The organism is Nostoc sp. (assembly GCF_036917155.1).
Taxonomy (GTDB): Bacteria; Cyanobacteriota; Cyanobacteriia; order Cyanobacteriales; family Nostocaceae; genus Nostoc.
This window is the reverse complement of record NZ_JBALDZ010000226.1, coordinates 15,045-36,198: the sequence shown is the minus strand read 5'-3', so window position 1 is coordinate 36,198 and position 21,154 is coordinate 15,045. Positions and strand designations below refer to the sequence as shown.

The 21,154-nt window shown below is 40.2% G+C and carries 16 protein-coding genes; 9 read left to right on the top strand and 7 right to left on the bottom strand.

What is annotated here, in order from left to right:
- Together V7K67_RS30365 and V7K67_RS30360 are read left to right on the top strand one after the other, a co-directional pair.
- A partial coding sequence (locus tag V7K67_RS30365; RefSeq protein ID WP_335169700.1) for a hypothetical protein occupies positions 1-234 on the top strand: 234 nt, incomplete at its 5' end.
- A gap of 5 nt (positions 235-239) precedes the next feature.
- Positions 240-1,193: a hypothetical protein gene (locus V7K67_RS30360; RefSeq protein ID WP_335169698.1), complete on the top strand. Its 954-nt coding sequence runs from the start codon at positions 240-242 to the stop codon at positions 1,191-1,193.
- A 114-nt stretch (positions 1,194-1,307) separates the two neighbouring features.
- Here V7K67_RS30360 and V7K67_RS30355 read toward each other — a convergent pair whose 3' ends face one another.
- Positions 1,308-2,477 carry a tyrosine-type recombinase/integrase gene (locus V7K67_RS30355; RefSeq protein WP_335169696.1) on the bottom strand — a complete coding sequence of 390 codons (1,170 nt, stop codon included), beginning with the start codon at positions 2,475-2,477 and terminating at the stop codon, positions 1,308-1,310.
- 999 nt (positions 2,478-3,476) lie between these two features.
- On the opposite strand from V7K67_RS30355, the gene V7K67_RS30350 reads away from it, so the two are divergent.
- The 4 genes from V7K67_RS30350 (at position 3,477) to V7K67_RS30335 (ending at position 10,290) form a co-directional block, all read left to right on the top strand.
- The gene (locus tag V7K67_RS30350) at positions 3,477-4,619 is read left to right on the top strand and encodes a VWA domain-containing protein (protein ID WP_335169694.1); all 1,143 of its coding nucleotides are present in this window, start codon (positions 3,477-3,479) and stop codon (positions 4,617-4,619) included.
- 19 nt (positions 4,620-4,638) lie between these two features.
- Entirely contained in the window at positions 4,639-7,884 is a 3,246-nt protein-coding gene (locus tag V7K67_RS30345; RefSeq protein WP_335169692.1) for a tubulin-like doman-containing protein, read from the top strand.
- Between the two features lie 67 nt (positions 7,885-7,951).
- Positions 7,952-9,601 (top strand): hypothetical protein, encoded by a 1,650-nt coding sequence (locus V7K67_RS30340; RefSeq protein WP_335169691.1) that lies wholly within the window; start codon positions 7,952-7,954, stop codon positions 9,599-9,601.
- Positions 9,602-9,642: 41 nt separating this feature from the next.
- Positions 9,643-10,290: a flagellar motor protein gene (locus V7K67_RS30335; protein ID WP_335169689.1), complete on the top strand. Its 648-nt coding sequence runs from the start codon at positions 9,643-9,645 to the stop codon at positions 10,288-10,290.
- Positions 10,291-10,350: 60 nt separating this feature from the next.
- Here the strand turns inward: V7K67_RS30335 and V7K67_RS30330 are convergent, their stop codons facing one another.
- Both V7K67_RS30330 and V7K67_RS30325 read right to left on the bottom strand, forming a co-directional pair.
- Positions 10,351-11,307, bottom strand: a complete 957-nt coding sequence (locus V7K67_RS30330; protein WP_334730991.1) for a hypothetical protein — start codon at positions 11,305-11,307, stop codon at positions 10,351-10,353.
- Positions 11,308-11,582: 275 nt separating this feature from the next.
- Entirely contained in the window at positions 11,583-11,789 is a 207-nt protein-coding gene (locus tag V7K67_RS30325) for a hypothetical protein (RefSeq protein WP_334707666.1), read from the bottom strand.
- 36 nt (positions 11,790-11,825) lie between these two features.
- On the opposite strand from V7K67_RS30325, the gene V7K67_RS30320 reads away from it, so the two are divergent.
- A complete protein-coding gene (locus V7K67_RS30320) occupies positions 11,826-13,934 on the top strand; it encodes a M3 family metallopeptidase (protein WP_334730992.1) in 2,109 nt (702 codons plus the stop codon).
- 139 nt (positions 13,935-14,073) lie between these two features.
- Here V7K67_RS30320 and V7K67_RS30315 read toward each other — a convergent pair whose 3' ends face one another.
- From V7K67_RS30315 to V7K67_RS30300, 4 genes are all read right to left on the bottom strand, one after another.
- Complete coding sequence (locus V7K67_RS30315; protein ID WP_334730993.1) at positions 14,074-15,681, bottom strand: B12-binding domain-containing radical SAM protein; 1,608 nt, start codon at positions 15,679-15,681, stop codon at positions 14,074-14,076.
- Between the two features lie 314 nt (positions 15,682-15,995).
- Complete coding sequence (locus tag V7K67_RS30310; RefSeq protein ID WP_334730994.1) at positions 15,996-16,955, bottom strand: NAD-dependent epimerase/dehydratase family protein; 960 nt, start codon at positions 16,953-16,955, stop codon at positions 15,996-15,998.
- 190 nt (positions 16,956-17,145) lie between these two features.
- On the bottom strand, positions 17,146-18,207 hold the full coding sequence (gene hemE / locus V7K67_RS30305; protein WP_334730995.1) for a uroporphyrinogen decarboxylase: 1,062 nt from the start codon (positions 18,205-18,207) through the stop codon (positions 17,146-17,148).
- A gap of 164 nt (positions 18,208-18,371) precedes the next feature.
- Complete coding sequence (locus tag V7K67_RS30300; protein ID WP_334730996.1) at positions 18,372-19,070, bottom strand: Npun_F0296 family exosortase-dependent surface protein; 699 nt, start codon at positions 19,068-19,070, stop codon at positions 18,372-18,374.
- Positions 19,071-19,732: 662 nt separating this feature from the next.
- Here V7K67_RS30300 and V7K67_RS30295 point away from each other — a divergent pair.
- Both V7K67_RS30295 and V7K67_RS30290 read left to right on the top strand, forming a co-directional pair.
- Positions 19,733-20,470: a hypothetical protein gene (locus V7K67_RS30295; RefSeq protein ID WP_334730997.1), complete on the top strand. Its 738-nt coding sequence runs from the start codon at positions 19,733-19,735 to the stop codon at positions 20,468-20,470.
- Positions 20,471-20,503: 33 nt separating this feature from the next.
- Positions 20,504-21,127 (top strand): hypothetical protein, encoded by a 624-nt coding sequence (locus V7K67_RS30290; protein ID WP_334730998.1) that lies wholly within the window; start codon positions 20,504-20,506, stop codon positions 21,125-21,127.
- Positions 21,128-21,154: the final 27 nt, after the last annotated feature.

The window sequence follows — 21,154 nt, the reverse complement described above, 5'->3', positions numbered from 1 at the left end:
GGGGTAGCGATAAATGACAGCGCGAACGCATTTGCGAAAACACTTGACCAAACAGATCCGGTAGATGAACACGGACAACCATTACGCAACCCAGACGGCAGTATTAAAAAATACGTGCCAGGGCTGACAGTCCCAGATCCTACTAAGACTATCGCTGCTCAAGCACAGGCACAAGCCGATAGCACAAATATCATCCAAGCGACTATTGATGACATTTTTAACGCGAACGATTAAAGACAATGGCAGATCCGACCTCAGTTCAAGTACCGCAAACAATAAATGATACAGGTGGACAATTCCCACCAACCTCTGTTATCGCTACAGGTGCGACATTAACGCCTGCTACTGCAACGGTGACTGCTGCAACGCCTCCAGATGATACACTACCGGATGACTATGATCCCTTCCAGCACCTCAAGCAAGTGTACTACCCTCAGCACAATGCAGCGGTAGCATTATTTTTTAATGATCTTGGCTCAGACTGGAAGCCGAATATAGCAACAGCGCGTAGTAGTTTAAGGGTGGCTTGTACGATCACGGCAGACGATAACGAGTTGCTGATCGCAATGCGACATCGTCTATTTTGGGATTTACTGGGATACGGCAACAGTAATCTCGTAGTCTACAACGGCTCTACAAACGATATTGCACCGCCAGTTGACGGACATCCTAAGATATCGTTTTACTTCTCGCAAGACATTGCGAGTGTTCCGAACGGGACAGCGAGACTTGACGCTGAGTACAGTTTTAGACTCATGACTGAGACGGCAGCAACGATCACGAAGGCGAAACTCACAGCACTGGCAACGCTGATAAAGGAGTTTTTTGTAGTAAGTGGACTAGGTATTCAGTTTGCAAAGGGTAAGAATATCTATCGTTACAGCGACCCGGTACATGGGTATCGCTTAATGATTTATGCCCATCAAGAGAGTGATGCACTGCCAATTATCACGGCGATGCTGGAATGTCAAGAATTGACGTATGATGCCAATAAGTTATCAACGCATGAGCCGTTGAGGGACAATACTGTAACGCCTACCGAGCAGTTGGTGTACGAGAAGGAAATTATTCCGCCTAAGTTTAGACCAAACGCTAACGTGCGCTTCAGATATGCCTATGCTGAGATACCGCTCGTAAAGAAGCCGATCTACCTTGTGGATACAACTGGCAGACACTTCCCGTTGGTGCATTAGTGAGGCGGTAGATACCTTTATAAATACAACGTCGTTAAAGTACGTCGTTATAAATGACGTTATAAACGACGTAGCAAAACGTCGTGATAAAAACAGAAGGTATACCTTATACCTCTAACTACCTGGCATCATGATATCACTGACATCACCTAAGTACTTTTGAGAGATCATATTAGGTGAGTTACCTACCCATCTCGCTATTACAACACTGTCAACACCACTTCTCACCATAAGTGTTATCGCTGTATGCCTCATCTGGTAAGGGTTACGGTATTCGATATCAGGTAGCGTATCTAACACTGACTTCCACGCTCTATTAGCAAAATTATGCCAGTCAATAAACCCGCCCTTTTTGGCAGGGAATAGATAACTGTCACTCGAACACTTCTCGGTCTTGATGGTAGCTAGAACCGACTGCATACGGTCGTTTACGGTAATAGAACGTTTCTTTTGAGTCTTTGTGCCTGCTTCTATTTCACCGTTCGCTGTTAACTTCTGACAAAATGTTATACGTCCTTGCTTGACGTGTTTCCATTGCAGTGCTAGCGCTTCTTCTGGTCTACAGCCAGTACTGAAGAGGAATTCCACTAAAGGGGCATAGTATTTATAGTGATCGCTGGCATAGAACGCTTGTATTACCTGCTTGCGTTCGTTATCAGTAAACGGTTTAATCTCATCTTGCGATCGCGTATTCTTGGTAGACGGTATAAGGTTACGTAAGTCTCGAAACGTGTTTGACTGTAACCTACCTGTCGATACGCCCCATTTACAGCAAGCGTTTATTAACTTCCATTGTTTGTCAATGCTACTTGTAGACGTACCATCGTGATCCGTTACTAACCACTGCATAATATTCACCGCGTCCTTTGCAAGTTTGTGGGGACATTTTTTTAGCTTGTTCTGGATACGGTTGTAGTCAATCATGCTGTTAGATGCCAGAGTCTTAGACTTGAACTGCGTGAACTCCTCAAACAGTTGTAGTAAGTTGGTCGAGTTTATCGCTAATCTTGCTGCTTCTATTTCCCTCGCTTCCCTGGCATCGTTAATCGCTGCTTCTTTTGATCTACCTTGTAGTGCATTTGGCTTATATTTTGTCAGAGTGGGGTCGAAATACCCGTTATCACAGTCTTGTTGAATTCTATACGCTACTTTCTCCGCTGTGTCAAGTGCTGATTTATCATCATATCTTCCACCTGTTACAGGGTTGAAGCTGAATCGTCTACCTTCAAACGTAAATCTGAGGACTATGTACCCGTCTCTATTGAGTGGTGTAATTTTTCTCATGGTGTCTTTTTTGAGGTGAATTTACCCAATTCTGACACAGAGATTGACACACTGAAAATGGTAATAAGTGCTTTTACAAAAGTAATCCTTGTGCAGTAAGCATTTTAGGCATTATTGAGCTAGGACTGAAAATCCTCGTGTCACCGGTTCAAGTCCGGTTCCTGGCATACATCACAGACAAAAACACAACTTGCATCCTGCTTCCACTCGCAGTGAACTTGCATCCAAGATAAGCGCATTGTTGGTAGCATTGGCATCAGTAATATACGTTATTCCCAATACAAATGTGTATTAACCGTGAAGCATTCCGAGAGATGATATATGACATGTCATATATCAGGATGCAAGATTACTGCAAGACAAGCCCGTTATCGTCGTAGGGTATACCCTTGTCTGAAAAGTGTTAGTTTACAGTAACACTTTTAGTGTTAGTAGGAGTGTTACTAAAGATTTATTACAAGCCCCTAAACTACGGTATAATTAACATTTCATAAATCCGATACCTGGCACTGCGGGGTTATAAATTTTTCTGCTACCCCAAGCACCTCAGTATCTTCAGTTACCCTTTGCTTATCTCAAAGAGAAGTCTTCTAGTCAAGAATAGTGACAGTAATAGTGAACAGTATTTGACAGATATTCACTGCTTGCTCTATCCGTTGGTCAACAGTTTAAGCTTAAAAGTCTGATTGTGTAACGATTTTATTGATACCAAGCATACATTCTTTCAATGATTGTAAAAATTGTTGATAACTAAATAAATCAGGTGCAGACTTCGTGCTAGTTTGTTAAATAATTTCTATGTTTATTTACTTATGTCTCCAATAGAACTAAAAGGTTTAGTCAAAAGTACAAATGTATGCCTAGATTAGACCCAGCAAAATTGAAAAAAGTATCTGTGAGCCTTCCCTCATTTTTATATGTGTATGAAATCACTAATTACATATCACTAGATATCTATGCAACAAATTTTATACATTATTTAATTAAACTATATTATTTGTGACTATAACTAAAATTACTCCTGGACAAACACTTACTTCCACACAAAAAGTTGGCTTAGATTTAGTTGCTGTTTTGGGTGGAGGACGAGATGTTATCTTGGCGATTGATTTGACAGAAAGCGTGGGATTAAATGATGAAGGTCGTATCCGCTTACGTCAAATCATTCAAGATAGCCTGAAGCCTGGAGACACTGTATACATTATTCCTTTTGCTCAAGATGTAGTTTTAAGTGAAGTTCAATTGGGTGTAAATCCGTTGGGAACACCCATCCACTTTATTAGTAATAATCAAGAAAATATTGACAAACTTTTAGCAAAAATACCTACAGCAGACCCAAAATACTACGGTACAGATATTCAGCAAGCTGAATTCACTATTTATCAAGGTCTGGCTCAGATTAATCAAAATCGCCTGCAAGAAAGCCAATATATAAAACCACAATCAGTAGTTTGGGTTACAGATGCGCCTCTATTTACCCAACCAGGAATTCCTTCCCAAATTTGGATAGAGACGCCTGCTAATAGCCCTTTTCGCATAGCTGAATCTCCAGAAAGTCAACAGCGACAAGCTTGGATTAAAGATTTGCCAATTCAGAAGCGATCGCTATCAATAAAAACCCAGAATAATCAACAATACAAACTCACTGTAGTCGATATTGCTCCTACAGTTCAAGAATTTTGCACCCCAGCCCCAGGTAATCAAGAAACTTGTTTAGTCACACCTTATTTAATTAAAAAATTGTGGATACCTGGATTAGTTGTAATATTACTATTAGTAGGGCTAATTTTAGGTGGAGTAAAATTATATCGTCTGCAAAAAAAATGGGAGTTGATAGTTGATTTTGAAGTAACAGCAAAACCAGAAGATCAAAAATGCAGTTTACCAAACAATAAACGGATTGCAATTGGTGAATATGACTCTACTTCTGTAGATTCTATTGACTGTCCAGGTGTAGAAGTTAGGGCATATTTAGAACGCAAAGGTGAGAAGCTTTATTTAGTACCAACTAATTTGACCCCAATTTATTATAATGGTAAAGAAATTACGTCACGTACTCTTATAGATAAATCTAGGTTTCGGCTGAATTGTCCAGATTTTCGCAACCGCGACTACGAGATCATTATTAAACTAAAAAAGTAGTATCTCTAGGGTGCATAGAATGAGTCAAACAACTACAAATGAACTTCAATATCGGGGAATAAACCGGACAATTTGTATAGGCTTAGGCGGTACTGGACGCGATGTTTTAATGCGAATTCGGCGGTTAATTGTTGACCGTTATGGAGATTTAAGCAACCTCCCAATTGTGAGTTTTGTTCACATTGATACAGATAAAGCTGCAACACAAGTCACCGGTATTCGTACAGGAAGTACCTATCATGGCGTTGATCTCAGCTTTAAAGAGGCAGAAAAAGTCAGCGCTACAATGTCCTCCAACGAAGTTACGATGTTTGTCGAAGGATTGGAGCGGCGGTCAGAATATACTCGTCATGGCCCATACGACCATATTGCCAGATGGTTTCCACCACAACTATTGCGAAATATTAAAGCAGTTGAAGAAGGTGCAAAAGGCATTAGACCTGTAGGTAGGCTAGCTTTTTTCCACAATTACCAAAAGATTAAAACAGCAATTGAAAGTGCAGAAAGGCGTACAAGAGGACATGATTCCTTATTGCTGAAAGCAGGTTTAAGAGTCGAACCAGGACTGAGCATTTTTGTTGTTGGTTCTCTTTGTGGCGGGACTGGTAGCGGGATGTTTTTGGATATCGCTTATAGTCTCAGACATCTTTATGGCGACCAAAGTGCCAAAATTTTTGGCTATTTAGTGATTAGTCCAGAATTGTATGGCAATGCTCCTAGTATGAGCGCAAATACTTACGCTGCTCTCAAAGAATTAAACTATTACAGCACACCAGGCACAAAATTTGAAGCATTTTATGACCTCCAAAATTTAGTTTTTATCCAAGAACAGCGTCCACCATTTGACTACACCTATTTAGTATCAAGTCAAACAGGAGGGGAATATTCAATTCTTGTTCAAGGTAAGCTATGTAATGTGATTGCTCATAAGATTGCTTTGGATTTTTCCAGTGAATTAGCACCAGCAATTAAAGGCAGTAGAGACAACTTTCTGCAACACATGATCCAATGTGATAAGCACCCGCGTCCTAATAGCCAGCGTTATTTAACATTTGGATTGGCGGCTATCTATTTTCCCCGCGATACTATTGTCCAAATTGCCTTAAACCGCGTTAGTTTAGAGCTAGTGAAATTTTGGCTAAACGGCAAAGGTCAAAGTCCAGATCCCCTAAAATTAATTGAACAATTCCTCATTCAATATCATTGGCACAACGACCCAGAAAATAAAGACAACTTCACGACAAAGCTAGCAGAATCGGTTCAAGAAAATAATAAGAGCTTTCGCAATACTATTAGTATTTGGAGAAATAAATTAGATCGGCAAATTTCCGAGTGTCAAAAACGCGATAATCGCAATGATATTCGCGGACAGTTGCCAAGGGAATTTAGAGAGCAATTTCGTAAAGTTCAGCCTGGTGAAACTGAAAGCACTAGAGGTATTTGGCTGACAAGACTGCTACAAATTTCTCCAAATACTACCAAGGAGCTAAAGACTAATATTGATGATTATCTGAGTCAGTTACTCACGCCAACAGATTCTACTTTTTCCATTAAAAGTGTCCGTGATTGGCTAGATGCTTTGCAACATGAATTGCATAACTATCAACTCAACTTGCAAGAAAAAATCACTGATAACGGTGGAATGAAAATCTTGGAAGATTTGGAAAGAAAATGGCGAGACACTGAACAAACAATCGAAGATATTGAACATAAAGCTGGTATTCCCCTCCTCAATAATAAAAATAGTCAATTTCAAGATGAAGCCAAAAAATCAGTACAGGAAGTCTGCAAAATTATTCAGCATAACTTTGATGTCACAGTCGTTCAAGAGTCGCTAAAAATTGTTAATAATCTGCAAAAGCACGTTCAAGAGAGAACAACTCAAGTTGCTGCCTTTAGTAGCTTAGTAGAAGATTTACAAAGTTTCTATGAAAAGCAAGATAGAGACTTAAGACAATTGAATTTTGATGAAATGAGCGGAGAAGCAATATTTGATAGTGAGGATATTGATCGCTGTTATCAAAATATTTTGCCAGAAGATGATTTACGTCGCCAGTTTGTGCTAGTAAGTTCGACAATTACAGAACAAACTGGTAGAGGACAATCTTTGGTAAGTTTTATAGACAGAGAACGCACTACTTCAGAACAGTTGCAAAAAGAAATTGACCTGAAAGTTGATAAATTATTTGCTTCTCGGAGTATTAATATTGTCAACTCTGTGATTAAGCGTTTTATGCAAAACTACTCTCTAGCAGTACGTTCAACTCGTTTAGCACAAGTTATGCAGGAAGCTGAACCTCTCTTGCGTTTAAATTTAACTGACCCTTATTTCCGTGAAGACCCTGCTAAAAGTAGTAAGTTAGTCGGTTTTAAAGATACAGATGAATTAGAAGTACGACAGTTTAAAACTTTGCTGACACAGGATATAGGAGTCGAAGTAAGCGTCTTAAAAGCAACACAAGCTGAAGACGAAATTTTAATTGTAAATGAGTATGCTGGTTTTCCTCTCAGACTAATTAGTAGTTTAGCAAGAATGAGAAACCCCTACCTGCGTGAACAACATTCTCCAACATCTTTTCTTCATAACGACTATAACGCTTCATTTCCTGACATTATTCCGCCTGATGCTAGAAAAATGGAAGAATTGGAGGATGTTTTTTATCCTTGCCTAGCATTGGGTTTATTAGAAAAAAATCAGGATAATCAACAGTTGGAATTTCAATATCATGATCCCTTACGTGATAGTTATACCACTGCTTCTTTAAATACAGAGTGGAGTCAAGCTTTGGAGGAACTTGCTAATCGTAAGGACATGACTGAAGCTTTACAACAGCTTTTGAATGATGAAATTGCTATCATAGAAAGACAACCTGAACTTTGGGACAATAACTATCTACTTAAAGTCCGGCAATTTGTCAGAGAAGTCGATGATTTACCAGAAGATAGTGCCAATTCTCCCTACAAAGCAGCAGTAGTTGGAACTCCTACAAGTACAGATCCTATAGCTAAAGAGGGAATTATCAATCGCTTCCGCAGAAAGATGAATGAGCGGTTTAAAACTTCCCCAACTCTCAGCACAAATCTAGGAAATCAAAAAGCTATTGTTGGTGAAATAGTTGTTGATTCTCCCGTAAATTCTACTGATAACCGAGCAAAACGACGCTTAGAGTTGGAGCGACTAAAACAAGATTTAGCTGACGAGTTGATTACTGAAGAAGAGTACGATCGCGAGAAACAAAAAATCTTTGCTAGATATCCCCTTTAGGATCTTTTTCCGGTTAGATAATATCCACATTTTTTAGCAACCTTTTCCTACTCTCAAGGTGTTTTTGATGCCACCAGTACCAGGTTATTTAATATTTATTACTCTTGTACTCGTTGTTCTACCATCTATAGCTACGATTTTTCTCCGCTTGGCTTTGTATCAACATCTATTATCGTTGGAAGAGAAGGTACGAAGGTTAATTAGTGGACAATCACCTGGACAACAACCAAAAATCCTAGAAGAATTAGAACGAAGGTTTAGAGACGCTAGTAGAAACTTAGATCAGGTTAATACAGCAGCGTTAATCGACCAAGTTTATAGCCAAGAAAAAGTTTGGGGATTTACCTGTGAACAAATCGATTACTTTTGTCGGATTCTTCCGAATTTACTCTTAGCTTTTGGTTTACTTGGTACTTTTTTCGGTATCACGCTTAATTTAGCGGCACTCAGTCAAACAATTAATCAAACTAATAGCAGCAATGTTAGCAATTTAGTTGCTGAATTAAAGAAACCACTAGAAGGGATGAGTATTGCCTTCACTACCAGTTTAACTGGACTTTTCTGTAGTACTTTCTTAACACTATTTAACTGGTTTAAAAATACTACTTTTGCCAAGTACAGACTTATTTGTACTCTTGAAGACTACTTAGATAATATTTATCATCCCCAAGTACAAGGTGATACTCGCCTCGCTAAAATTGTTAAGGAAATGGTATCCCAGCAGGATGAGTTTTTAACTCGCTTTGGTGATACTGTGCGGGATGCAGTGGAGAAATCTATAGGAAGTGTGGCAAAACAAATTGCTGAGGGGAATAAAGAAGCTGCTGATTTAGCCAAGCAAGTTTATGAGGGCTTTTCTCAAGCTGCTGGTACTATATCTGGTGCTGCTAACGAATTTGAAAATGCTATTGCTGAACTGAATGCAAAATCTCATATCTTTAAACAGTCTGCTGAAATATTTGCTAATAGTCAGTTTCCTCAGAAATTATCAGCAGCTACAGTCAATTTGACTACTATGCAAGAAAGATTTTCACAATCGGCTGCAAGTTTGGGCCAGACAACCAAATTGATTGAAACAGCATTGATAGAAGTTCAGCGTTGTAGTCAAGAATTGACTAATTTAGCAATAGATATTAAAAAGTCTAATCAAACTTCAATTCAAGTTTTAGAGTTACATCAAAATAATCAAAACTCGCTTGGTGAGATTATTCCTCAACTCAAACAAGGAGCTACTAGTTTTTCAAAAGCCATTAACAAACTTGATAAGTTAGAGCAAAGAATTACAAACAAAGCTGATAATTTGACACAACTGCTAGAAGTTGTTCAAAGCTATACAGAGCAAGTTAATTTGGCAATCGAGGCTTTAGGCGATCGCTTGATTTTAAACTTATCTCAACAAATTGGTTCTAACAACCAACAAGTTAAGGCTGTTATGGTCAATTTTGAAGGATATGCCAATCAGTTAGGTGTGAAATTTGATATGTCTAAATCAGATTTTATAGATATAATTCAAAACAACAACGAGAAATTTACTTCGGAATACAAAAATGTCAGTGCCATGATTATTAAAGGAATTATTCAGCAGACAGAAACAAATAAACAAGGGTTACAAATGTTAATTAATAACATTCAAGACTTCAATAAAGATGTGAACAATATAAAGGATGAAATTTCTCAGATCAGGCAAAAAATGGAAAAGAAAATAGAAAAATTCTAGCTGATTATATTGAGATTAATTTGAAATTATAATATTAAATTATGCCTCGTCGTTCACGACATAATGACTACAAAGAAGATTTAAATATTTGGCCTGCTTTTACAGATTTAATGTCCAATGCCTTTATGATCTTACTACTATTATTATTAATAGCCAGCACTAACTATACGATATCGCAAATATCTAATCCAGGGACACCGCCAATTTTGTTGATAAAAGATGAAAATTCGAGGTTTGATCCAGGTAGCGCAGTAATTCCAACGACAATGTTAGATTTCATCACAAATAAACTCGTACCTGATATAGAAAAGACCACAAAATCTTACAACATTAATACAGTTGAAATCATTGGGCATACAGATGAACAACCTGTTAGTATTATCAGCAGCAATTTAGACTCTAATTTAGAGACAGCAGCTAGCCAAGGGGGTTCAGTTAGTACACTTAAAGCAGGTTCTAATGCTGATTTAGGATTGATGCGTTCTCTTGCAGTGGTTAAAGAACTGCTGAAAATCCAGCAACAAAATAAGATGCCAGGAGTGAAATTTCGCGCCTATTCGGCAGCACAACTAATATTACCAAATGGGGAATTTGCTCCCATTCCGCAAGAAAAGCGTCAGCCAGAACCGAAGCGGCGACGCATTGAAATTCGTTTTACGCGCTTGGGTGAAGTGCGAGAAGTAAAATAAATAATCCATTCACCACTGCTAAAATACTAATCAGTAATCTTACTTTTCCAATAACAAAAACTAAGATTTACTCTTATCTGCTTCTTTCTGTGCTGCCTCACTATATTTCTTATATAGTTGAGTACGAATCTTGGCTTCTTGATAACGGCTGTGGTTTTGTGGTACTGTACTCATTAAATCTGAGGCCCGTTGCCACTTAGCAGCTATCTCTAACCACTGAGTTGAGGTTGTGGCTATTTTCCCAGATGCAGAAGCTTGATTGGCAATTCGCACAGATGTTGTAAATGGATCATCAGGTTGTTCAGAAAGGCTATTGTTAAGAACACGAGATGGTGTTTTGACTTTCGTCTCGTTAGTCTTTTCTGTAGTTAAAGATTTGGAAGTTTCTAGTTGCATTAGGTTTTTTAGTTTATTACCTAACTGAGCATAAACAACCCAACTAAGTAATAACAGTGAACACAAACCAGCCGCTACTAATATCTTTGTTTGAGGTTTAGTTCTCTGTTTTTCTTTGTTAATCAGTACTAAAGGACGAGAGACTGAAGTTTTAGGAAAATTTGGTTTTCCTAATTCAGCTTGAGCTTCCGTGAAATCTTTAATTAATTGCTTTATAATATTAGGCTGAATTAATGTAATTTCCTGTGACCAAAGCAATTGATTTTCGCGATCGCTATCTATCTCCTTTAACCACAGTAATTGTTGTTCCCGAACAATCCGACTGTTGATATTAACTCGGCGAATGTGACGCGGGGCGATGGACTCAAGAATTTGGTGAATTTGTTCTACAAGGGGAGATTGCTCAAGTTGCTCTACCCTAGCCGCTTCGCACAGAAGTTGTAAGACACCATCAGAAAAAATCGCTCTAGTTCTGACACCAGACTTGGCTAGCTTTTCGTTCAATAGCTGAATAATCGCAGCAACGCTACCTTGGTGAGCTTGCCAAGCGATATCGTTGATCCGGTCTACCACGTGAAATTTAGTGATAGCTCTTCCATCATGACTGATTAACGTACTCATTAATTTAGGGACTCTTTTCTACTGACCTTGATCTTGTCTTCGATTTTACGAGTAAAAAGATGAGTTGCCAAATAATATCATAAATGTGGAACAATATAGAGCCTCCCTTCTCTGTTTGGCAAGGACGCTTGATCGCGCTCAGTTAATTGAACTACTCTCACACCTTGAAAGCTGATAATTCCTGGGTTGAAACTGCGCCTTCAGGGTAACGCCTATGCTGGCGGATGAGCTACCTGTTTGACATAGTACATTATGATATCTTTTCGCGATCGCCTTTAGTCAGGTTGAGTTAGGTAAATGCACTCTGCGATGGTGCGAAGCATCCGCCAGATGCGGTATGGTGGACAGTTCAGGATCAACACAAAATAGCTGTATCGGGATACTTTTGTGAGTAATTCTCGCTTTTTTTGCCTTTTTACCAGAATGGCAATACTAAATAGCACAGCGATCGTTACATTAGAAGATATATAAATAAAAATCATTGTTGATTTTTGTTCGTTCGCAGTTCACACAAAATCATGAGTGCAAGTACCATTATTTCCCATAATCCCTTACTCCAAAGCACTGGTTTACCTCCCTTTGCAGAGATTAAACCAGAACTAGTAGTACCAGCCTTCAATCAGTTGTTGGCAGAACTTGACCAGCACCTTGCCACCTTGGAGGCTAATATAAAGCCTACTTGGAGTGGTTTAGTAGAACCCTTAGAAAAGCTGACAGAACGGCTTACCTGGAGTTGGGGGACGGTAAATCATTTAATGGGTGTTAAAAATAGCCCGGAACTGCGCGAAGCTCATGAAATTGTACAGCCATTAGTCGTACAATTTATCAACAAGCTCGGTCAAAGCCAACCCATCTACAATGCTTTTAAAGCACTCCGTAGCAGTGATAGTTGGGCAACTTTAGAATTAGCCCAACAGCGGATTGTCGAAGCTGCCATTCGAGATGCAGAGCTTTCTGGTGTTGGCTTACAAGGAGAAGCAAGAGATCGTTTCAACGCCATTCAGATGGAGTTGGCAGAACTTTCGACCAAATTCTCTAATCATGTACTTGATGCCACAAAAGCCTTTAGCTTAACCCTGACAACAAAAGCGGAAATTGACGGTTTACCACCAAGTTTGGTAAGTTTAGCCGCCCAAGCTGCTCGTGCAGCTGGAGAAGAAAAGGCCACACCAGAAAGTGGTCCTTGGCGCATTACTTTAGATTTCCCCAGCTATGGCCCTTTCATGCAGCACAGCACCCGTCGAGATTTGCGTGAAAAGCTCTACAAAGCTCATATCACTCGCGCTTCTAGTGGCGATTTAGATAACAATCCGTTAATTGTGCGTATTTTGGAGTTACGGCAAGAACTCGCAGATTTACTTGGCTTTAAGAGTTTTGCCCAGTTGAGTCTTGCCAGTAAAATGGCTCCTAATGTTGAAGCAGTGGAAGCACTATTAGAAGAACTACGCCAAGCCAGTTATGATGCTGCTGTCAAAGATTTAAAAGAACTCCAAGCTTTTGCTGCATCACATGGAGAAGAATATCAAGATTTAAAACACTGGGACATCAGCTTTTGGGGAGAACGCCAACGAGAAGCAAAATTTGCCTTTACCGCTGAAGAATTGCGTCCCTACTTTCCCCTTCCTCAAGTGCTAGATGGCTTGTTTGGACTTGTGAAGCGGTTGTTTGGCGTAACTGTAACCCCAGCCGATGGTCAAGCTCCAGTGTGGCATGAGGATGTCCGTTATTTCCAAATAGCTGATGAAACTGGTTTTCCTATAGCCTACTTCTATTTAGACCCCTACAGCCGTCCAGCAGAAAAGCGTGGTGGTGCTTGGATGGATGTGTGCATCAATCGTGCCAAAATCACTGAAAATGGTGCATCTGGCATTCGGTTGCCTGTGACTTATTTGATATGTAACCAAACTCCTCCAGTAGATGGTAAACCGAGTTTGATGACTTTTTATGAAGTAGAAACTTTGTTCCACGAGTTTGGTCATGGATTGCAGCACATGCTCACCAAGGTTGATTATGTTGGAGCCGCAGGCATCAATAATGTGGAATGGGATGCAGTGGAACTACCTAGTCAGTTTATGGAAAACTGGTGTTATGAGCGACCTACTTTGTTTGGCATGGCTAAACATTACGAAACTGGGGAAGCTCTACCGGAACATTATTATCAAAAGCTGCTAGCAGCGCGTAACTATATGAGTGGTACTGCTATGTTGCGGCAAATTCACTTTAGCAGTATTGATTTAGAATTACATTACCGTTATCGTTCTGGTAGCGATGAAACTCCGGCAGATGTGCGTCATCGCATAGCTAAAACGACTACCATCTTACCACCACTTCCAGAAGATTCAATGTTATGTGCTTTTGGGCACATTTTCGAGGGTGGCTATGCAGCCGGTTACTACAGTTACAAGTGGGCTGAGGTACTGAGCGCTGATGCTTTTGCCGCTTTTGAAGAAGTTGGGCTAGAAGATGAGAAAGCGGTAAAAGAGACAGGTGAACGTTATCGGGATACGGTGCTGGCACTCGGTGGTAGCAAGCATCCAATGGAAGTGTTTAAAACTTTCCGGGGTCGCGAACCAAGTACGATTGCTTTGCTGAGGCACAATGGTTTAGTGAGTGCGGCTGCAAACTAAACAACAAATTTTTAGAGATGTTGCAATGCAACATCTCTAAATCCCACATTCTGCAGAGAACGGGTAATAATTAATTTACAGCAGATAGCAGGTAAGTGAGGTACAAATTTTAAGCTTTCATTATTACCCATCACCAGCCTTAACTAACTACCGCTTCCGCTTTTTCCTCAGTTTTTTCCTTCACTAGCACATAAGGCGTTTCTGCACCTTGTGCTAGATATTCTGCTAACTGACTTTCAATTTGATCGCGTACTATTTGGCGATACTCTAGAAAATGCTCGTTGTGGGCGCAAGCAGAGATGTAATGCTCAATAACTCCAGGGTTCCGCTTGAGAATGCTGAACAAATGATGCCAGAATTTCCAGCGGGTTTCCCGTTTGATGCCTTGTCGCCAAATCACAATCAGCAAGGCTTTCACAACAATCCACTCTGGCATTTTCGCTGGTGCTTTCCAACTTGGCAAACCCATCATCAAGAAGCAGCGGTAGGTACGATCCAAGTATTGTACTGGGTCGTATAAAGTACAAAATGCCTCAATATATTCTCGTGCAAGTTCTTCTAAGGGACGAGTGGGGACAAAGTTCATCAATGTTGTTTGATTGATGTTGGCAATATTGGCATTTTGATTTTCCCGTAGTCGTCCTTCCTTTTTCAAGCGATGCCAAAGAGCGGTATTTGGTAACGCTTGCAACATGGCAAAGGTAGTAGAGGGAATTGCTGCTTGTTCGGCAAAGCGGACAATGCGATCGCCTGCGCCTGCTTTTTCGCCATCAAACCCAATAATAAACCCAGCCATTGGGCGCAATCCCGCTTTGGTGATGGTTTGCACTGCCTCAGTTAGAGAACTGCGAGTATTTTGAAACTTCTTGGTCATTTGCAAACTATCTTCATCCGGCGTTTCGATTCCCAAAAACACCGCCGAGAAACCGCACTCAACCATCAACTCCAACATTTCTGCATCTTGTGCCAAGTCAACTGAAGCTTCAGTGTCAAATCGGAAGGGATATTTGTGTTCTGCCATCCAGACTTTTAACTCTTTCAGCAACAATTTTACATTTCGCTTGTTGCCAATAAAGTTGTCATCCACCATGAACACACCCCGCCGCCAACCCAGTTCATAGAGGTAATCTAACTCTGCTAACAGTTGGGCTGGGGCTTTGGTACGCGGTTTGCGCCCGTAGAGAACAATAATGTCGCAAAATTCGCACTGGAAGGGACAACCACGCGAAAACTGTACCGACATCATGTCATAAGCATTCAACTCTAATAAATCAAAGCGGGGTATTGGTGTACTTGTGACATCAGGTTTTTCTGTGGCGCGGAAAGTCCCAGAAGTTTCACCCCGTTGAATTGCCTCAATAAACATAGGCAGTGTAATTTCCCCTTCATCCAGAATCAGAAAATCTGCGCCAACATTTTCAACTTCGTGAGGTACAGAAGTGGGGTAGGGGCCGCCAACTGCAACTAGCTTGCCACGTTTTTTTGCTTCCTGGATTTGGTCAAGTAAATCTTGTTTCTGGACAATCATCGCAGAGAAAATTACTACATCTGCCCATGCCCATTCTGCTTCTGTTGCTGGGCGGATATTGCGATCAACTAGCTTGAATTCCCATTCTTGGGGCAGAATCGCGGCTACTGTTACTAAACCCAGAGGTGGTAATAAAACCTTGCGATCAACTAACTCCAAGATTTTTTCATAAGACCAAAAGGTTTTGGGAAATATCGGATACACTAACAGGATTCGCATGTAGTATCAATCCTCACACTTTGATTGTTATCCCACTCTAACGAAAATAAAGAGTTATTGACTTTTTATTAAAGTTGTTTTATTTTACCACTGATATTTTTACCTGAATGGGGAGCAAGGAGCAGAGGGGAAAGAGGTAATTTTTCATTCTTCTCTATGCCTAATTCTCAATTCCCTTCACTAAGTACAGTTTTGTATAAGTAAGTGCTTTTTTAAACGCAGAGGAACGCAAAGTTTGAGCGGTAGATCCTGCATTGAATATGTTATTTATCTGCTGATATTTGACAAATGCTGTCAAAAGCTACAGATTACATCTAATTTTTAGCCCGTTTTATACCACTAATTTTTAAAACATCACTCATGGTTGCACAGTAATTTGGCAAGCCGAAACTATCGGGATTGATGAATTTTTCATAAGTAAAATGCCGATAGTTCATGCAAAACCGATCCCAAGCGGCCATCTGAATGCGGAACAGAACAATAATCAAATTAGCCAATGCTATAGATATGGGAATGCGAAAGTAAATCTTTTTCCCCAAATAAGCGCAAACTTCTTTTATTGCTTGATTAGCTGTTAACGGTGCTTGACCTAAAACAAGCCGACGTGGTTGATGGTTTTCGGGAGGATGATCGATTAAATATCGCACGACAGTGACAATATCTCGTCCGTGGATAAAGTGAAAACTGCCATCTGCTTCCAAAAAGCGAATCAAATTAATATATTTTGTCACTTCTGGAATGCCAGATGTGACAGCAGAATAGGGTTTATTGGCGTCACCGCCTACTACTAAAGTGGGAAATACTGTGGTAATTTTAGGTGCGATCGCTAATTTTTCTTTTTTCTGTAAGCACTCATATTTAGAACGGATATAATCTGTCCCAATTTCCCCGGCTTCTTTCAATGGTTGATTATACCGATCCAAAACGCTAGCTGTCGAAAAATAAATTACCTGCTGGCAACGTTCTGGATCTAGTAGTTCGAGCAACTCTATAGTCTTGACGACATTAATATCAAATGTCTCATCACCACCCCAAGCTGTGGCTGTGAGTACCGCCGTATCAATTGTGGATAGCAAATCGGCAAACTGGCGAATATTCTGCATATCACCTTGCAAAACGTTAATACCTGAACGTGCATTGGTATCAACTTGCAGTTTGCTTGGGTTCCTAACTAGTAGATACAATTCGTGATCTGTTTCCTTAATCAAGGCTTCTGTTAAATAATGACCTACACAACCACTTGCACCAGTTACTAAAATCCGTTTCTGGCTCATAGAGAATTTTTCAAAATTTAGGAGTTAAAACTAAAGAGTAAAGAATAAAGTTAAAAGTTCCAAATCAGGAGTTCTGAATAAAGTTAGGAGTTAGGAGTGAGGAGTTAAGAATAAAAAAATAACTCTGCACCTCGCGACTGATAAATTAGCAGTTTATAACTTCTAACTCATAACTTATAACTCCTAACTCCTAATTCTTAACTCCTGCAAGGTTAAGTTCCTTTGCGGTTTCAAAGAAGAAAGCGACATTTTCTTCGGGAGTTTCTGGGAGGACACCGTGACCGAGATTGAGAATATGACCCCAATTGCCAGCTTTGCGAACGGTATCGAGGATGCGATCGCGGATAAACTGTTTAGAGCCGAATAGCACACCTGGGTCAAGATTTCCTTGAACTTTGACTTGCTTACCCAATCTGGCTCGTGCGTCTGCCATATCTACTGCCCAGTCTACACTGACAATATCAGCGCCAGATTGTGCCATTCTTTCCAACACACCCGCACTACCGCTAACTAGCAAAATCAAAGGTGTTTCGGGATGGGTTTGCTTGACTTGCTGGAAAACTCTCTGCTGATAGGGGAGAGCAAAGGTATCATAATCTTGAGGACTCAATTGACCCGCCCAAGAATCGAACATTTGGATAACTTGAGCGCCAGAGTCAATTTGGTAGCGGGCATAGATGGCGATCGCATCTGCTAATTTAGCTAACAGTTGATGCAATATCGTCGGATCTGAGAATGCCAGATTTTTGATGATGGAGTAGGTTTTAGAACCTTTTCCTTCTACCGCATAAGCTGCTAACGTCCACGGCGCACCCACAAAGCCCAACACCGTTGACTTATCGCCTACTTCCGAACGCAGTGCCTGCAAAATCGTTTTGATGAATGGTAGCGCTGCTTCTGGTTCTAAGGGATGCAAATTATCAATTTGTTCTTGAGTGCGGAGGGGTGAATGAATGATTGGCCCTTTACCTTCCGCAATATCCATGTCAATGCCCAAACCAGGTAATGGGGTGACAATATCAGAAAATAAAATTACTCCATCTGGTTGGAAAGCTCTCCACGGTTGCAAGGAAACTTCAATTGCTACATCTGGAATTTCCGAGCGATCGCGAAACGAAGGATACTGATCTCTTAAGTCTCGATATGCTTTCATATATCGTCCCGCTTGTCGCATCATCCATACAGGGGGACGATCTACTACTTCACCACGAGCAGCCCGTAAGAGATGAGGAGTCGTTGAATAAACACCCATTTATTACTTCATCCTATTTATGCCACTGTTTAGCTTATCATTCTGGGATTACGCTTTTCCAGCAGGTTTTCAGGAAAAGGTGAGTAACAGGGAATAAATAACAAATGTGTCCCTACGCCAAGAGTAGAGACACATCCTTAAGACTTTTCAACAGGTATGCAAATTTATCCTTTCACTGTCACTTTCTGTTGTGAGCGTTTGAAGAGTGACATCATACCACAAGCACCTATTGCTAACACACCTAACATCGGATTAGATTCAGGAACGCTGGCTAGTACATAGGCGTGATTATCTGTTTCAAAGGCAACACCATCTGAGCGCAGCACAACTCGGTTAAATGTTTCTCCTGTATCAGCTACAAGATTGATAAAGAGATTAGATTGAAGGCTAGTCTGGTTACCATCTGCTGTAGCAGTTGGCACGTCTGAACCACTAAAAGTCTTTAACAACTGATTCCCATTGTAAATGTCAATATAGTTGTAACTATCCAATGAACCTGCATAAAAACCGAAGTAATTAACAGCTTGTTTGAAGTCAATATTGACAAAACCAGTGTCGCCTGCAACATTACTACCTACTGGAGAAATTGCTAGAAAGTCAGTATTATCTCCATAAGGTGAGGCGTATTGGCCAGATACACTACCTTGAACGATGTTATTAGTAATATTAGAGTAAGTCGCAAATCCATTGGGATCATTTGCTGTGCCATTATCAAAGGTGATAGTTTGGGCATCAGCGTAGCTAGAAAACTGGCCACTGTTGACTTGCATCGTCACAGCGCTAGCTGGATTTGCACTTATTACTACAGCAGTTGTTCCAAGTAAAGCCAAGGAGAGTTTTTTCAGCATTCTAGTAATAAACATTGAAGAACACAAAGATAGTTAAGACTGAACTTTTCTTTAAACCTAGTTATGAAAACCTGGTTTCATTACTCCAACAACCTAGAAAAAACAAAGATTGTTATGTCTTCATCTATGACTGTTGTTGGGCATAATAAGCTCAAAGATGTAAGTTCATCTTGATGCTTTGTAATCCTATTTTGATTTTTATCACTCGCAAAAGATACGGTGTATATACTAAAATACCTTTAAAGATTATGTGAAGGTTCTTGTGCAGTTATAGCTGACAGGACAAACGTATATAAATTACTCTTGCTCACCACCAAGGTTAAGAACCAAAAAAATCACCATTTCTGGTTTGGTTTAGTTTCCAAGACTCAAAGCGATATCTAGGATGAGCTAACCCTAAATCTTTAGCAATAAGCATAGCTTAATGAGATTAGTTAAGACTCTATTGAGAATAAACTGTGATTATTGACATAATATGCTCACCTTGGGCAAGTAGGGAGTGAAGAATAGGGACTGGTGATTGAGAAATAGGGTAAAACAAGAATCAATATTGAACTGAGGGTTGGGAATTGGGAATTGGAATTGGTTAATATCAATAGCTCTTCTTCCCCTACTCCCTCATCTTCCTCATCTCCCTTATCCCCCTCATCCCCCATTCCCTACTCCCCTAACTCCCTATGCAAACTGACTCTAACAGTCCCGACCATCTTGCATCTGCTAGTAACGAGCCTAATCCAGGAAAGTATTTGATTCCGCGATCGCAGCGACAGAGGTTCTTTATTCAGTTTACCTTAATGACTCTCATCGGATGGGTTGTGGGTGGCGTTGCTAGTATCGCTTTAGAGAAAATTATTCTCCACAGTGTCTCATCTAACATTGCTACCCAACCACAAACATGGAGCATTTTGGTCAGAAGTCTCAGTAATGTCGTATTTGCAGTGATTTTCGCCGCTGACCAGAGTCTTGTCCTTTACCGATATTTACCGGGTTGGCAGTGGCTATTTGCTACTAGCGTCGGTTGGCTGATTGCCAATGGCGTTTCTACAGCCTGGATTAACTACATTTCAACAATTGCCTCATCATCTCCTGAAGATACTTTGATTTTTGGATTTTTGTCTGCGATCGCTTATATTATTTCTGGTATTTGGCTAGGAATTTGCCAATGGCTGGTATTGAGGCGATACACAGCAGACATTTGGTGGTGGAATTTTTTACCCTCAATCTCTTTCTTCTTGATTACTATTTTGGTTTGGTTGCTTTTTATTGTGCAAAATTTGATTCCAGAAACCTACCGTACTCCCATACTATATTGGAGTGGACAAGGACTGACCGCAGCGATTCTCGGAGCCATACCAGCAATTGGTTTGTGTACATTGAAAAGAAATTTACATCCCAAACCTGGAGTTTATTCGTGACTTTTATCCATATATTCCATAATCTTAATGTTTATGACCCGCCCGCGCATTCTTCAACCCGGTCAAAGTTATACATTTAGTAAGTATTTTGAATTACCCTATGCCCCAGCAGATATCTTGGCGGAACTGGGATGTAGTTACGAACGTACATCGCTACAACTACCACAATATTCAGGTACAATTAACTACTTAGAATTTTTGCAGCGTTACTTACGGCGCAATATTATGCGCGTAAATCCTATCAGTGAAGCTGCAAAACGTGAAGTTTTAATTGCTCCTATTTTGTTGGAAATTTGCGACCAAACGCAAACTCAACTTAACATTGAGTACCCCATTAATGTTAGCGAACAACTCAGAGGAAGTTTTGATTACTATATTTCATCTTCCAATTCACTGTTAGTAGTTGAAGCCAAGCAATCCGATTTAAGCCGGGGGTTTACTCAACTTGCAATTGAATTAATAGCACTCGACCAATGGACAGATTCTCAAACACCAACTTTGTATGGTGCTGTAACAAATGGAGAAGATTGGCGATTTGGGATATTTTATCGGCAAGATAAACTGGTCATGCAAGATATCAAACTTTATCGCGTTCCAGAAGGTTTGGAAGAATTAGTGCGAGTGCTTGTAGGAATTCTTACCAATGCCAGTAGTTAATTATGTACTCAAGCCACTTCACCCCAG